The sequence below is a fragment of the Marinobacterium ramblicola genome (assembly GCF_019084545.1).
GTDB classification, from domain to species: domain Bacteria; phylum Pseudomonadota; class Gammaproteobacteria; order Pseudomonadales; family Balneatricaceae; genus Marinobacterium_D; species Marinobacterium_D ramblicola.
The window spans coordinates 224,782-239,439 of the sequence record NZ_JAHREP010000003.1; the positions used below are offsets into that span (position 1 = coordinate 224,782).

The 14,658-nt window shown below is 57.8% G+C and carries 15 protein-coding genes and 1 pseudogene; 9 read left to right on the plus strand and 7 right to left on the minus strand.

Annotated features, from left to right (window positions below):
- Positions 1–19: 19 nt before the first annotated feature.
- Positions 20–1,249 carry a type II secretion system F family protein gene (locus KQ940_RS03455; protein WP_217411721.1) on the minus strand — a complete coding sequence of 410 codons (1,230 nt, stop codon included), beginning with the start codon at positions 1,247–1,249 and terminating at the stop codon, positions 20–22.
- A 51-nt stretch (positions 1,250–1,300) separates the two neighbouring features.
- Complete coding sequence (gene pilB, locus KQ940_RS03460) at positions 1,301–3,013, minus strand: type IV-A pilus assembly ATPase PilB (RefSeq protein WP_217411722.1); 1,713 nt, start codon at positions 3,011–3,013, stop codon at positions 1,301–1,303.
- A 132-nt stretch (positions 3,014–3,145) separates the two neighbouring features.
- Here pilB and KQ940_RS03465 point away from each other — a divergent pair, with 132 nt between their 5' ends.
- The 3 genes and pseudogenes from KQ940_RS03465 to KQ940_RS23170 all read left to right on the plus strand — a co-directional run.
- A complete protein-coding gene (locus KQ940_RS03465; protein ID WP_217411724.1) occupies positions 3,146–4,729 on the plus strand; it encodes a sensor histidine kinase in 1,584 nt (527 codons plus the stop codon).
- Positions 4,722–6,095, plus strand: a complete 1,374-nt coding sequence (locus KQ940_RS03470) for a sigma-54-dependent transcriptional regulator (RefSeq protein WP_217411726.1) — start codon at positions 4,722–4,724, stop codon at positions 6,093–6,095. Before KQ940_RS03465 ends, KQ940_RS03470 begins: the two co-directional genes overlap by 8 nt.
- Positions 6,096–6,310: 215 nt before the next feature.
- Positions 6,311–6,413, plus strand: a pseudogene (locus KQ940_RS23170) (prepilin-type N-terminal cleavage/methylation domain-containing protein); the annotation flags it as partial.
- A 780-nt stretch (positions 6,414–7,193) separates the two neighbouring features.
- Here KQ940_RS23170 and KQ940_RS03480 read toward each other — a convergent pair.
- A complete protein-coding gene (locus KQ940_RS03480) occupies positions 7,194–7,883 on the minus strand; it encodes a transposase (protein WP_217411728.1) in 690 nt (229 codons plus the stop codon).
- 236 nt (positions 7,884–8,119) lie between these two features.
- On the opposite strand from KQ940_RS03480, the gene KQ940_RS03485 reads away from it, so the two are divergent.
- The gene (locus tag KQ940_RS03485; protein ID WP_217411730.1) at positions 8,120–8,419 is read left to right on the plus strand and encodes a hypothetical protein; all 300 of its coding nucleotides are present in this window, start codon (positions 8,120–8,122) and stop codon (positions 8,417–8,419) included.
- Positions 8,420–8,500: 81 nt separating this feature from the next.
- The gene (gene vapB / locus KQ940_RS03490) at positions 8,501–8,728 is read left to right on the plus strand and encodes a type II toxin-antitoxin system VapB family antitoxin (protein ID WP_217411732.1); all 228 of its coding nucleotides are present in this window, start codon (positions 8,501–8,503) and stop codon (positions 8,726–8,728) included.
- Between the two features lie 42 nt (positions 8,729–8,770).
- Here vapB and KQ940_RS03495 read toward each other — a convergent pair whose 3' ends face one another.
- The 3 genes from KQ940_RS03495 to nadC all read right to left on the minus strand — a co-directional run bounded on the left by KQ940_RS03495 (position 8,771) and on the right by nadC (position 10,207).
- Positions 8,771–8,974 (minus strand): hypothetical protein, encoded by a 204-nt coding sequence (locus KQ940_RS03495; protein WP_217411734.1) that lies wholly within the window; start codon positions 8,972–8,974, stop codon positions 8,771–8,773.
- Positions 8,971–9,168, minus strand: a complete 198-nt coding sequence (locus tag KQ940_RS03500) for a hypothetical protein (protein ID WP_217411736.1) — start codon at positions 9,166–9,168, stop codon at positions 8,971–8,973. Before KQ940_RS03500 ends, KQ940_RS03495 begins: the two co-directional genes overlap by 4 nt.
- A gap of 199 nt (positions 9,169–9,367) precedes the next feature.
- On the minus strand, positions 9,368–10,207 hold the full coding sequence (gene nadC, locus KQ940_RS03505; RefSeq protein ID WP_217411738.1) for a carboxylating nicotinate-nucleotide diphosphorylase: 840 nt from the start codon (positions 10,205–10,207) through the stop codon (positions 9,368–9,370).
- A 271-nt stretch (positions 10,208–10,478) separates the two neighbouring features.
- Here nadC and KQ940_RS03510 point away from each other — a divergent pair, with 271 nt between their 5' ends.
- The 4 genes from KQ940_RS03510 (at position 10,479) to KQ940_RS03525 (ending at position 12,875) form a co-directional block, all read left to right on the plus strand.
- The gene (locus tag KQ940_RS03510; RefSeq protein WP_217411740.1) at positions 10,479–10,751 is read left to right on the plus strand and encodes a type II toxin-antitoxin system Phd/YefM family antitoxin; all 273 of its coding nucleotides are present in this window, start codon (positions 10,479–10,481) and stop codon (positions 10,749–10,751) included.
- On the plus strand, positions 10,738–11,070 hold the full coding sequence (locus KQ940_RS03515; RefSeq protein ID WP_217411742.1) for a type II toxin-antitoxin system RelE/ParE family toxin: 333 nt from the start codon (positions 10,738–10,740) through the stop codon (positions 11,068–11,070). Before KQ940_RS03510 ends, KQ940_RS03515 begins: the two co-directional genes overlap by 14 nt.
- A 111-nt stretch (positions 11,071–11,181) precedes the next feature.
- The gene (ampD, locus tag KQ940_RS03520; RefSeq protein WP_217411744.1) at positions 11,182–11,742 is read left to right on the plus strand and encodes a 1,6-anhydro-N-acetylmuramyl-L-alanine amidase AmpD; all 561 of its coding nucleotides are present in this window, start codon (positions 11,182–11,184) and stop codon (positions 11,740–11,742) included.
- A gap of 80 nt (positions 11,743–11,822) precedes the next feature.
- Entirely contained in the window at positions 11,823–12,875 is a 1,053-nt protein-coding gene (locus KQ940_RS03525) for an ABC transporter ATP-binding protein (RefSeq protein WP_217411746.1), read from the plus strand.
- A gap of 74 nt (positions 12,876–12,949) precedes the next feature.
- Here the strand turns inward: KQ940_RS03525 and KQ940_RS03530 are convergent, their stop codons facing one another.
- Positions 12,950–14,641, minus strand: coding sequence for an ABC transporter permease (locus tag KQ940_RS03530; protein ID WP_217411748.1), 1,692 nt, complete (start codon positions 14,639–14,641; stop codon positions 12,950–12,952).
- Between the last annotated feature and the right edge of the window lie 17 nt (positions 14,642–14,658).

Genomic DNA, 14,658 nt, shown 5'->3' on the forward strand with positions numbered 1-14,658 from the left:
GACAAGCCTGAATGTATCCTTAAACCACGTTACCCAGCTGGAAGATCGGCAGGTACATGGCGATAACCAGGCCGCCCACCAGCACACCCAGGATCGCCATGATCATCGGTTCCAGCAGGCTGGACAGGTTGTCGACCGCGTTATCGACCGCCTCCTCGTAGAAACTGGCCACCTTGTCCAGCATCATATCGAGAGAACCGGCTTCCTCGCCAATCGAGACCATCTGCACCACCATGACCGGAAAAACGCCGGTCATACTAATGGCATTGGTCAGCGACTGACCGGTGGATACCCCGTTACGGATCTGCAGTGTAGCATTACGGTAGACCACATTGCCGGCCGCGCCGGCGGTGGAGTCCAAGGCCTGCACCAGAGGAACACCCGCAGCAAAGGTGGTAGCCAGAGTTCGCGCGAAGCGGGCGATGATCGCTTCCTTGATAATGGGGCCGATAATGGGAATCTTGAGCATTGTCCGATCAACGAAGTCGGAAAATCTTTCCGATTTTTTTCGTGCCTGAACAAAAGCCACGATTGCCGTGATTAGTCCTAGCATCACGAAAAACCAATACTTTTGCGCTATCTCCGACAGGCCGATAACCCAGAGCGTGAACGCGGGTAGTTCCGCACCAAAACTACTGAATACATCGTCGAAAACCGGTACAACTTTTACCAATAGAATTGCGGTTACAACAATCGCTACGATAATCACGGCGGTCGGGTAGGTCAGCGCCTTTTTAATCTTGGCTTTCAGCGACTCGATCTTCTCCTTGTAAGTCGCGACGCGATCCAGCATGGTTTCCAGTTGGCCCGATGCTTCACCGGCACCGACAAGGCTGCAAAACAGGTCATCGAAATACTCGGGGTGTTTGGACAGCGCAGTAGAAAAATCGGTACCCCCACTGACATCGCTCCTGATCTTGCCGATCAGATCTTTCAGCTTTACCTTTTCAGCACCGTTGCCGACGATATCCAGACCTTGGATCAGCGGAACGCCCGCCTTCATCATCGTCGCCATCTGGCGGGTAAAAAAGGCGATATCCAGTGGCTTGATCGGCTTGTTCCGCCCGCCGCTAAAGAGTCCGCCTCGATCCTTGGCAACTCTGCTTGGATTTATCCCCTGCTTGCGCAGCAGCGTCTTGGCGGCAGCGATGCTCTCCGCATCTATCTTGCCCTTGCTCTTGTTGCCGCTCTTGTCTTTTCCCTGCCAGGCAAAGGTGATGCGTTTCGCTTCCTTGATTTTCGTCGCCATATCGGGTGCCTTTTCATCTGCTTGGCTTGGTTGGGTGCGCTGCTTTCAGGGTCAGACCTTGATTACCCTGTTCATCTCTTCGAGACTGGTCAGGCCGTTCGCGACCTTCAATAGACCCGATTGACGCAGGGTTCTGAAACCCTGCTCGCGCGCAACACGCAGTATATCCAGAGAGTTGCCATTTTCCATGATGCATTCGGCGATCTCCGTCGTCATCACCAGCATCTCATAGATACCGACCCGGCCCTTGTAGCCGCGATTGCATCTGGCACAGCCGTCGTGATTCGCTTCAAACAGGTTCAACGACTTGAGCTGGTCAGGCGTGAAACCCTCTTCGATCAGCGAAGCCTCGGGTATGGACGCCGGTTTCTTGCAGGACTCGCACAGGCGACGCGCCAGACGTTGCGCAATGATCAGACTGACCGAGGTTGCGATGTTAAACGATGGCACGCCCATATTGCGCAGTCGGGTCAGGGTTTCCGGTGCGCTGTTGGTGTGCAGTGTAGACAGCACCATATGACCGGTTTGCGCAGCCTTGATCGCGATCTCGGCGGTCTCCAGGTCACGGATCTCGCCGACCATCACCACGTCCGGGTCCTGGCGCAGGAAGGAGCGCAGCGCTTCGGCGAAGGTGAGGCCCACCTTGGGGTTTACATGGACCTGGTTGATCCCCTCCATATTGATCTCCACCGGATCCTCCGCGGTGGAGATATTGCGCTCCTCGGTGTTGAGGATATTGAGGCCAGTGTAGAGCGTTACCGTCTTACCCGAGCCTGTGGGGCCGGTTACCAGCACCATCCCCTGCGGCCGCTGCAGCGTGCTCATGTATACCTCACGCTGATCCGGCTCGAAGCCCAGGGCATCGACCCCGATGGTCGCGCTGGTCGGGTCGAGAATACGCAGTACGATCTTCTCGCCCCAAAGCGTCGGCAGGGTGTTGACACGGAAATCGATCGAGCGTTTGTCCGATACCTTGAGCTTGATACGGCCATCCTGGGGCACGCGCTTCTCGGCGATATCCATATTGGACATCACCTTCAAACGTGCTGACAAACGAGAGGCCAGATTGGTGGGCGGCTTGCTGACCTCCTGCAAGATACCGTCGATACGGCAGCGGATACGGTAGGCCTTTTCATAGGGCTCGAAATGGATATCCGAGGCGCCGTTCTTGATCGCGTCCAGCAGCACCTTGTTGATAAAGCGGACGATCGGTGCGTCGGAAGCGGCATCTTCCGCCGACTCCTCCTCTTTCCTCTTGCTGGTATCTTCCGCCTCGATATTGTCGAGGTCGGCATCCTCCAGCTCTCCCAGGGCCTCGTTGCCGCCATCGAGGAAACTTTCGATACGCCGTGCCAGCTTGTCCTCTTCGACGATCACCGCTTCGGTGGTGATGCCTGTGTGAAACTTGATCTCGTCCAGCGCCTGAAGGTTGGTGGGGTCGGCAATCGCCACGAACAGGCGGTTCTCCCGCTGCATCAGCGGCAGCGCGCGATGGGTCACAATCAGATTTTCGGCGATCAATCCTTGGGGAATCGCGTCGACACTGAACGCATCCAGATCGAGCAGGGGTAAACCGAACTCCTCGGATGCCGCACAGGCGGCCCGGTGGGCACTGACCAGGCGCTGGGAGATAATAAAGCTGACGAAACTCTTGTTGGCATCGCGGGCCTGATTCAGCGCGTCCATCGCCACTTCTGCCGAGAACGCTCCGTCGTTGACAAGGCGTTTGGCGAGACCGCTAAGTGGTTGAAATCCTTTTGACAAGTGCCGTACCTTAAGTCTTTGCAAACAGGCCGAGGATAGGGTATGAGTCAATACTCTATAGCAGCCCCGAGACTCTGGCAAATCCCATGTGTTATCTACTGTTTACGATCAAATGTTTACGATCAAATCGCCATGAGTGAAATCCTGGATCGAAGGGCGCTGCGTGTTTTCAGCCTCTACCGAATCGTGTTGAGCGGGCTGCTGGTATCCCTGCTGATCATACCGCGCAGCGGCATGCTGCCCCAGATCTGGCAGCCCGATATGTTCGGCATCGTGGCGCTGCTCTATTTCGTATTTGCGATCGGCTCCGGTTTCAGTGTTAACCGCCGGGATCCCCACGGCACACCCTTCGGCCTGCAGGTGATATCGGATCTTGCTGCCCTCTCGCTTCTGGGCTTTGCCAGTGGCGATCCTACCGGTATCTACGCCATCCTGATGTTGGTACCGGTCTGCTTTGCCGGATTCTGGCAGCCCGGTGCGGGAACGCAGCTCTACTCCGCCGTTGCGATACTGGGGATGCTGGGCAGCACGCTGGCACATCAGCTATTGGGTACTCAGCCCTATCCACTGGCGGAGTTGGGGGCGTTGTCGGCAACCCAGCTCGCCATTGCGCTGGTCAGTACGGTGGTGGGGCGAAACATGGCCGATACCCATCGATTGGCCGGCAAGCGAGAGCTCGATCTGGCGAGCCTGACCGAGCTTAACACCTTTATTGTCCAGCGCATGGAGGAGGGGGTGGTTGTCGTCGATGCCGAAAACCTGATCCGTATGATCAATCCATCAGCGGGGCAGCTATTCGGTGTGTCGCCGTCGGCGCAACTTCATCGCCCGCTTGCCGAGCTGTCAACGACGCTGTCGACCGCCCTGGAACATTGGCGGGCGGGACAGCCGGTAGGCTCGGAGTCGATGGCGCCATTACGGTTGCAGATTACGGCCACCGGACCCGGCAGGGAGGAGTGGGCGGTACTGCTGCTGGAGGATATCCACAGCGAGAACACGCGAGTCCAGCGTGAAAAACTGGCCGCCCTGGGCCGGCTGACGGCGAGTCTGGCCCATGAGATTCGCAACCCCCTGGGCGCAATAAGCTATTCGGCGCAACTGTTGGCGGAGTCGCCGGAGCTCGCCGTGCAGGAGCAGAAGCTGGTCGCCATTATTTTGGGTCAATCGAAAAGAGTGAATCGACTGATCGAAGAGATCCTGACCCTGTCGCGAAGAAAAACGCCGTTCTGGCAGGATCTGCAACTCGGAAACTGGATTGCCAGGTTACGCGACGAGTGGCGTTTGAGTTGGCCCGAGCTGGATGCTCGCTTGAGCCTGTCGATTGAAAACGGCAGCGAGGATCTGCAGGTGCGTGTCGATCCCGACCATCTGCGCCGGCTGCTGACGCTGCTGCTGGATAACGCACTGAAGCATGGCGAGCCTGAGCAGGGAGTCGCCTCCATCGCCGTCAGGGTGTATCGATCCGGTAGATCGGCAACCCCCTGTATCGAGGTCAGCGATAATGGCCGGGGGATCGACAGCGAAACGGAGCAGCGAATCTACGAGCCCTTCTTTACCACCCGGCACGATGGCTCCGGGCTCGGTCTGTATCTGGCCCGAGAGCTGTGCGAAGCGAACTACTGCGAATTGCGGTATAGTCCTGTGCAAACCGGTGGTAGCTGCTTTGCTATCACCTTTCCGATGGAACGACCGATAACCCCGGCCATTGATGACTGAGCGAACTTACATCGACGCAAAAGCCACCCCCCTCCCTCAGCCCACCGTTCTCGTGGTGGATGACGAGGAGGACCTGCGTACGCTGCTGGAGATTACCTTGGGACGCATGGGGGTGACCGTGTATGCCGCCGCCTCGCTGCAGGAGGCGCGTCGCCTGCTTGATGAGTACCGATTCAATCTCTGTCTTACCGATATGCGTCTGCCCGATGGCCGCGGGATGGAGCTCGTGGAACAGATCTCGCAAGAGCTGCCCGGTCTGCCGGTGGCGGTGATCACCGCCTACGGCAATATGGAGCTGGCGGTGGAGGCGATGCGCGCGGGCGCCTTCGATTGCGTCAGCAAACCCCTGGATATCGAGCAGCTGCGCGCCCTGGTCGGCCACGCCGTCCGGCCGGTAGACGACGCGGAGACGGAGGAGAGCGGTGTTGGCCTGGTGGGCGAGTCGCCCGCCATGCAGCGGCTCAAGGAGCGGATCGTCAAGTTGGCGCAGACCCAGGCGCCGGTCTGTATCAACGGCGAGTCGGGCTCGGGCAAAGAGGTGATCGCCCGCCTGATCCACGCCCGCAGCAAGCGGCGGGATCAGCCCTTCATCGCCGTCAACTGCGGCGCCATCCCGGCCGAGTTGATGGAGTCCGAGTTTTTCGGCCATCTGAAGGGCAGTTTTACTGGCGCCCATGCCAACCGCAGCGGCTTTTTCCAGGCCGCGGAGGGGGGCACCCTGTTCCTCGATGAGATCGCCGATATGCCGCTGGCGATGCAGGTGAAGCTGCTGCGTGCGATTCAGGAGCGGCGGGTTCGGCCCCTGGGGGCGGAGGAGGAGCAGCCGGTCGATGTGCGGATACTGAGTGCCAGCCACAAGCGCCTGCATGAGGAGGTGCAGGCGGGGCGCTTTCGTGAAGACCTGTACTACCGGATCAACGTGATCGAGCTCAAGGTGCCGCCGTTGCGGGAGCGGCGGCAGGATATCCCGCTGTTGAGCCGGGCCCTGCTGCAGCGGATTGCGCAGCGTAATAGTGACAGCCAGCCGGTGTTGCAGATCGATGACCAGGCGCTGTCGGCGCTGATCGCCTACCCCTTTCCGGGCAATGTGCGTGAGCTGGAAAATATTCTCGAACGCGCCGCCGCGCTTTGTGAGCACAGCCTGATCCGTTGCGAGGATCTGGCGCTGGAGGAGCGTCCGCGTACTCGTCAGCAGATGGGTATGCGGGAGCTCGTCATGAGCGGTGATGCCGACGGTGAGGATGAGAGAGAGCAGCTGGTCAAGGCGCTGGAGATCCATCACTGGAATCGAACTGCGGCCGCCCGGGAGCTGGGGCTGACGCTGAGGCAGCTGCGTTACCGGATCAAGAAATACGACCTGGAGTAATGCCTGGCGCAGTATCGGCGTCAGGATTTCAAACGGGAGTTTGTCAAATTCTGACGCAGGGGGTGACAAAGTGTCAGACTTTGCCCTATGCTCTTCCCGACCTGAACGCTGCGGGCCGCATGGAATGCGGGGTGGCTGCATTTGGCACTGCTCTTGCTTGGTTTGTAGTGGTCTGGGAATAAGGACTTTAACTCGCTGGAGAGATGACGATGAATATGAAAAAACAACAGGGCTTTACCCTTATCGAATTGATGATCGTTGTGGCGATCATCGGTATTCTGGCTGCGATCGCGCTGCCAGCTTATCAGGACTACACCATTCGTTCCAAACTGTCCGAAGCCCCTTCAATTTTTGGAACAAACAAATTAGCAGTAGAGCAGTACTATTCTGAGACTGGTGACTTGTCCACTCCTGCAAGTGCTGCGGGTTATTCTGCTAACCTCTATGGCTCACATCTGGATATGACTGTAGCGGTCAGCGGAGCAACTGTTTCAACGGCAGGTTTCATCGCAACTATATTCGAGGCAGGTGGTGCTGCTGGTGACGATATCGATCCTACAGCAAATGACGATGAGATGACTTTTACAGCTGCTGCGACACCTGCTGGTAACCTTGAGTGGTCGGTGGCATGTACTGATGGTATCGCTACTAACCGTTGCCCTGAGCGTTAATAGGAATTCAGGGTCAGGGAATTTGGGGTCAGGGAATTTGGGGTCAGAGTAAAAATTACTCTTCCCTCCCAGATAAAGGGGTCGCTTAGGCGGTCCCTTTTTTGTTAGCAGAATTTCGAATTCGGGGTCAGAGTGGAATTTCGAATTCGGGGTCAGAGTAAAAATTACTCGCGTGCCTTCTTTCTGCCGGGTTTCAGCGGTTGCTGACGGATGCCGGTGCGGAATTTGGGGTCAGAGTAAAAATTACTCTTCCCTCCCAGATAAAGAGGAATTTGGGGTCAGAGTAAAAATTACTAGAGTAAAAATTACTCTTCCCTCCCTCCCAGATAAAGGGGTCGCTTAGGCGGTCCCTTTTTTGTTAGCAGAATCTCGAATTCGGCGAATTCGGGGTCAGAGTGGAATTTCGAATTCGGGGTCAGAGTAAAAATTACTCGCGTGCCTTCTTTCTGCCGGGTTTCAGCGGTTGCTGACGGATGCCGGTGAGTCGTTCAATCTCGTCGCGAAAGCGGTCGTTGCCTAGCGGCAACCCCTGGTTGACGGACAGCCGAATATGTTGGACCTGCTCTTCCGGCAGTGAGGTCTCAAATAACTCCCGATATGTTTTCTGTCTTTCGGTCTTGTTCTTCCCAAGGCTTAAATACTGATCATGCGGGGTCCAGAGCGCCGCATCTACTCCCTGAGCGTGGGCATGGTAACTGCTCCAATGGTATTGAGAAGGGTGCCGTACCATACCGGCCTTGACCGGATTCATCTCGATATACCTCTGGCAGATCAGTAAATAGTGCTCGGAGTGGACAAGGCACGATTTGAATCGCCCCTCCCACAGAGTACCTGTTCGTTGGTACATGTTGTTGAAATAGCGTACGTATCGACGGCCGAGATGTTGCATCATCGATGACAGAGCGCCTTCCTTGAGAGGTGTGGCCAGCAAGTGGACGTGGTTGGTCATGAATACCCAGGCGTGAATCTGCACCTCGTAGCGTTCCGATGCCTCGGCAAGCCACTGGGCGTAGGTGGCGTAATCGTCATCCTTGGTGAAGCAGACTTGTCGATTATTGCCGCGTTGGATTATGTGCTGAGGTATCCCTTCCGGGCAAATTCTTGGTCTTCTTGTCATAGGCTCTTCCTTGAATGGAACGATGTATGCCCAGCGTCCTGCTTGGGCATGCAGATGAGATGGGGTCGATGGTAGCACATGAAGGATGATAGATTGTTTTTTACTCTGACCCTCATTTCCTTGGCTTGTATCGGGCGCATAATCTCGGCAGACTCCGTGCAACAGTTCTGTCGATATTGGGGATGCACGTGATTAACAAGCGTTTAGTGATACTTATTCTGATAGCCTTAAGCGTAGTGGTGACCTGGTACATCGAATCCGGCAAAACCGAGATCCCCGCCGAAACACGTACTCGTGTCGAAGCAGAACTCGCCCAGGATTCCACCTTCCCCGCACGCCCCGTGTGGTGGGACAAGGGCCACCGTATCGGAGTTGGTGTGATTCCCGATGGTACCAGCCGCGATTCGGACGCGCGTCGTGTGTGCAACCTGATGCTCAAACATGGCATCACCCCGGCCGAGGTCGAGGTCTACGATGTGCTGCAGATCCAGAACGATGATGAGTGGGTTCAGGTCGGCGCTGCGCGTTGTGAGTGAGTACCGACAAGACGTATTGATATATCAGGGGTGATCTTTATTAATGGTTATACCGAGCGTATATCCCTTCGGAGGTGAAATATGGAATCCACGGTCTTCAAGAGCAATCGAACTCAAGCCGTGCGCCTGCCGAAAGCGGTTGCACTGCCTGAAAGTGTCAAGCGAGTCGAGGTGGTAGCCATCGGGCATGCCCGTATTATTACTCCAGCGGGAGAATCATGGGACAGCTGGTTTGACGGCCCGAATGTTACCGCCGACTTCATGCCGGGGAGAGAGCAACCCTCGGATCAGGAGCGTGAAGGTTTTTAATGCTCAAGTACTTGCTCGATACCAATATCTACATTTTTACCATCAAGAATAAACCGGGTAGTCGTGCGCAAACTGGTTTCGCATTTCGCGCAGTTTCAGCCACTGTGCGGCTGAACTGATGGCTCCCATGATCTCCTGTAGCTTGGAAAAACGTACGATAAACTGATCGAATACCGCCAGGTCGATCGGGCTCAGGCTCTCCAGTTTCTGCGGCGTGAGCGGAAAGGCTTTGTGGAGCGTATTCATGGCCCAGCGCAGACGTTCAGCGTGCGTATCGTATATCTCCCGATACGTTCCAGGGGGCATAGAGGTACTCCCGTTTCCTTGGCTATCGTATAGGTGGGTAGTGCTTTGGCGTAGCGGTGGTTGATCACCAGATCGATCTTCTGATCGCCGAGGGCCAGATGCAGATCGGCCATGGCGTCCAGTCGGGCTTCCACCAGTTCGTCCGCTGAGTGGATCTCGGGTTCTATATAGAGATCGATATCACCGCCACGCGCGCTGTCGTCTAAGCGTGATCCAAAGAGCAGGATACGACTGTTTTCGCCAAAGTAACGCTTCAGCGTCGACCGTATGATAGTGCGTTGCTCTGGCGTGAGTCCCTTATCCTGGCTCTGCTTCCCGGATACTCTGAATATATCAAAGCAACCGCATCGACAGATCCACCGCCCGGCAGTGCTTGGTCAGGGCGCCGATGGAGATGTAATCCACGCCTGTCTTGGCGAACTCCACCAGGGTTTCGTCGGTGATACCGCCGGAGGCTTCCAGCTTGGCGCGGCCGGCAGTGAACTGTACTGCCTCTTTCATCTGCTCGGTGGTGAAGTTGTCCAGCATGATGATATCGGCGCCGGCTGCCAGTGCTTCCTCCAGCTGGGTGCGGGTTTCCACCTCCACCTCGACCGGCTTACCCGGGTGCATGCTTTTAGCTGTGCTGATCGCGGCCGCGATGCCGCCGCAAGCGAGGATATGGTTCTCCTTGATCAGGAAGGCATCGTACAGACCGATACGGTGGTTGTAGCAGCCACCGCAGCTGACCGCGTATTTCTGTGCCATGCGCAGCCCCGGCAGGGTCTTGCGGGTGTCGAGCAGTTTGACGCCGGTGCCGGCCACGCGGTCGGCATAGGCGCGGCTGACGGTAGCAGTACCCGACAGAGTCTGCAGGAAGTTCAGCGCCGCGCGCTCCCCGGTCAGCAGTGAGCGGGCTGGCCCACTGAAGGTAAACAGCACCTGGTTCGGCTCGACGCTGTCGCCATCCTTCACCTGCCACTCGATCGAGACCGAAGGATCGACCTGGCGGAACACCTCGTCGACCCAGGCGGTACCGCTGATGGTCGCCGCTTCGCGGCTGATTACCCGTCCCTTGGCTTGCTGGGTTGCCGGGATCAGGTCGGCGGTGATATCGCCGCTGCCGATATCCTCCGCCAGCGCGGCGCGCACGTTCTCTTCGATAACGGCTTTGAGATCAGCGAGGTTCAGCATCGGGTTCTCCAGTGTAAGCGCGAATGGGTGTCGATATAGCTGCCGGATTGAGTGCCCGCATCGGCGCGTTGCAGCCCAGGTTCGGGGCCGATATTCTAGCCTTTTCCGCTATTGTTGAGTAACCCATGTCCGCGAATCGCTGCCGTATAGCGAATCGTTGCTATATAGGGGGCAGGGTATATGCGGGACGAGTTGGCTTCTATTCGCCTTTGCCGTTGAGAGTGGTCTATATGTGGACTACCATTAGTCTATTCTTGTCCGGGAGTGATTTATGCGAACTGAAACTATTAGCTATTTGAAACGTCATGCGGCCTCTCTGGAGTTGGAAGAGCCCATGGTCATCACTCAGAGTGGTAAACCGGTATATCGAATTGAGTCGGAGCAACAGGCACAACTACGCGATGAGGGTATCGCGTTACTGAAATTGATGAACTTGGCAGAGCGTGATATCCGCTCCGGTGCAACGCTGGATGCAACGCAAGCCAAGGCTAAACTTCGGGAACGGTTTGAGGCAGGGAAGGTCAGGCTGGATGAGCCGGGTTGAAATCACCGAAACAGGGTTTGAAACGCTGTCGATGCTAGCGCGTTATATGGTGAGTTTCGTGGGTGAAGAGAGCGCCCTGCGATTGACAGACAGCTTGATCGACATCGCGGTCGAACGGCTCTCTGATCGTCCGCTCAGCTGCCCTGTTTGTCATGAATTGGATCTTATTGGCGTAACTGATTATCAACAGCTTACTGTTGAAAACTATAAGATCCTCTACCGTTACGATAAGCCATCGGATACAGCTTTCATCACCGCATTTATGCGGCACCGGCAGAGCGCTCAGGCGTTACTGGTCAGTTATGCGTTGTTGAGGTAAACGAAGGGCTGATGCGGATAGCTCCGCGTTCAGCCCGTCCAAACGCGGGGCGCGTTGCAGCCCAGGTCGGGGGCCGATATTCTAATCCTTTCCGCTGTTGTTGAGTAACCCATGTCCGATTTTCCCTGCCCCATACAGGATCATCTGCTGGTCGGTGCCGAATACTGCGCCTCCCCCAACTGCAATGAGCGACCGCAGGCGGAGATCTCGCTGCTGGTTATCCACAATATCAGCCTGCCGCCGGGGCAGTTCGGCGGGGCGGGGATCCGCCAGCTGTTCACTAACTGCCTCGATCCGGATGAGCATCCTTACTACCGGGAGATACACCAGCTTGAGGTGTCTGCCCACTTGTTGATCGACCGGGCGGGGAGTATCACCCAGTTCGTGCCGTTCGATAAGCGCGCCTGGCATGCGGGACGCTCCAGCTTCCAGGGACGGGAGGCGTGTAACGATTTTTCGATCGGGATCGAACTCGAAGGTGACGACGATACTCCCTATAGCGACTCACAGTATGCCGTGCTGGTTGAGGTGACCCGGGCGTTGATGGCGAGTTATCCCGCCATCAAGCCGGAACGTATTTGTGGCCACAGCGATATCGCACCGGGGCGCAAGACGGACCCGGGCTCTGCATTCGATTGGCAGCGGTATCGTCAGGCGATCGCTGGTAATTAAGAATTATTTTCAATTATTATTGGCCCTTAGACTCTGGGGTTTTTGTTAACCAGCCCCGTTCAGGATTGATCAGAGGATATATGCGCGAACTGCTGTCGGTTGAACAACTTAAGTGCGCCTACCAGGGGCACCAAGTGCTGCACTCAGTCAGTTTTTCGATCGAGGAGGGGGAGATCGCCTGCCTGCTGGGACCAAGCGGATGTGGCAAGACCACGGTATTGCGCGCCATCGCCGGTTTCATTGAGCCCCAGGCTGGTGAGATACGTCTTGAGGGGGAGGTGATCAGCAGTGCGGCCTCTGTCGTGCCGCCGGAGCGGCGCGGCATGGGGATGGTGTTTCAGGACTATGCGCTGTTTCCTCACCTGAGCATCGCCGACAATATCGCCTTTGGCTTGAAGGGGCGCAGCCGCGCTGAGAAGCAGGCGCTGGTGGCGGAGGTGCTGGCGCTGGTGGAGCTGCCCGATCTGGGCAGCCGCTACCCGCATGAGCTGTCCGGCGGTCAGCAGCAGCGAGTGGCCCTGGCCAGGGCGCTGGCGCCCAGGCCGCGCCTGCTGTTGATGGATGAGCCGTTCTCCAACCTGGATGCCGATCTGCGACGGCAGCTGTCGGCCGAGATGCGTCGAATCCTGAAACGGCAGAAGATCGCCGCGATCATGGTTACCCATGACCAGCAGGAGGCGTTCACCATCAGCGACCGGCTCGGTGTGTTGTCGAGAGGGCGGGTACAGCAGTGGGGCACGCCGGAGGAGCTGTTCTATACACCGGCGACGCCGGAGGTGGCCGCCTTCGTCGGCAAGGGCACCATGATCAGCGGTGTGGCGTTGGGCCCGGACCGGCTGCGTTGCGAACTGGGTGAGCTGGAGTTTGCCGAGCCCTTTGCGCGGGACGGCATCGATAATGTGCCGTTGAAACTCTTCCTGCGCCCGGCCGATATCCAGTTGGCCCAGGACGGTGGTGCGCCGGCCGAGGTGCTCAGTTGTGAATTTCAGGGCAGTCAGACCCTGTACAGGTTAAAGTTGCAGACAGGGTTGGAGCTGGAAGCGGTGGAGAGCGGCATGCATCGTTACCCGATCGGCGAGCGCCTGGGGGTGCATGTGGCGCCACATCGACCTATCGTCTTCGTCGAGCGCTGAGCGCGCTCGAATCTCGCTGCTTTTGTAAGCGGTAGCTTCCGTTTTTACCTCAAACTGCCGTGTAGCTCGTTGCCTCAGCTGCTGGCGCGTGTGGCGGTGATGGTGCGACTGAGCAGAATCACCGGGATGATCCCCACCAGCACGATCAGCAGCGCCGCCGGGGCGCACTGCTCTATGCGTTCGTCCGAGGCGTACTGGTAGACGAACGTAGCGAGGGTGTCGTAGTTGAACGGGCGCAGGATCAGCGTGGCCGGCAGCTCCTTCATGCAGTCGACGAACACCACCAGCACCGCGGTCAGTAGCCCGCCTTTTATCAACGGCAGATGCACCTCCCTCAGCGTGCGCAGCGAGTTGGCGCCGAGCGAACGTGCCGCCATATCCATGTTGGGCGTCACCTTGCCCAGCGACGAATCGACCGAACCGCCCGATACCGCCAGGAAGCGCACACAGTAAGCAAATATCAGTGCGAACGGGGTGCCGCTGAGCAGCAGACCGGTGCTGATACCGAAATGCTCGCGCATGAATGCATCCACGCCGTTATCGAACGCCGCCAGCGGCACGATAACACCGATGGCGAGTACCGCGCCGGGCAGGGCGTAGCCCAGGTTGCTCATGCGGGCAGCGAACTGCAGAGAGGGGCGGTTGGCGTATAGACGTTTGCTGTAGGCCAGCACGACGGCGATCGACAGTGCCAGCAGGGCGGAGCCGGCGGACAGGGTAAAGCTGTTGCCGGCGTAGCCGAGGAAGTCGTTTTCGGCGAACTGGTCCAGGTGTGCCAGCGACATATCGGCGAGGCGGACAAAGGGGATCAGGAAGCCGAACAGTACCGGTAGCGCGCAGGCCAGGGTACACAGCCAGGCCCGCCCCGGCGTCAGTCGATAACGCTCGATGGTACGGTAGCGGTCGGCGCTGGTGTATTGACGCGAACGGGCACGGGCCATGCGCTCAAGCGTGATCAGCAGCACCACGAAGATCATCATCAGGCTGGCGATCTGTGCCGCCGCACCCACGTTGCCCATGTTGAGCCAGGCATCGTAGATACCGGCAGTCATGCTCTTGACCGCGAAGTAGTCAACGGTACCGAAGTCGTTGATCGTCTCCATCGACACCAGCGACAGACCGACGGCGATGGCAGGACGGGCGATCGGCAGGGATACCCGGATAAAACTTTGCCAGGGGGTACAGCCCAGCATGCGGCTGGCGTCACGGATGCTCATCGACTGTTCGAGGAAGCTCGCCCGCGCCAGCAGGTAGACGTAGGGGTAGAGCACCAGCGTCAGCATCGTGATCGCACCGCCCATGGAGCGGATCTCGGGGAACCAGTAGTCCCGGGCGCTTTGCCAGCCGAACAGGTCGCGCAGCATGCCCTGGATCGGGCCCGCGTACTCCAGCAGGTCGGTGTAGAGGTAGGCGATTACATAAGCGGGGATGGCAAAGGGCAGCAGCAGTGCCCATTCGAATAGTCGGCGTCCCGGAAAGTGGCAAAGCGTGACCAGCCAGGCGGTGCCCACGCCGATCGTTACCGATAGCGCGCCGGTGCCGGCCATCAGGATCAGCGTCGATTCGATATAAACGGGCAGAACCGTCGAGGCCAGATGTGGCCAGATATTTTCGGTGGGGAAGAGTGCCAGCCAGAGAATGGCCAGCACCGGAAGCATCACCAGTAGAGCCGTGCCCCAGCCGATACCGTACCAGCCCGGCATCAACCCTCTAAGTTGGGGCCGGATGCGGGGAGCGCTCAGTACGGGCTCGACTGCGGTATTCATCGGTTACTCCATCGGGA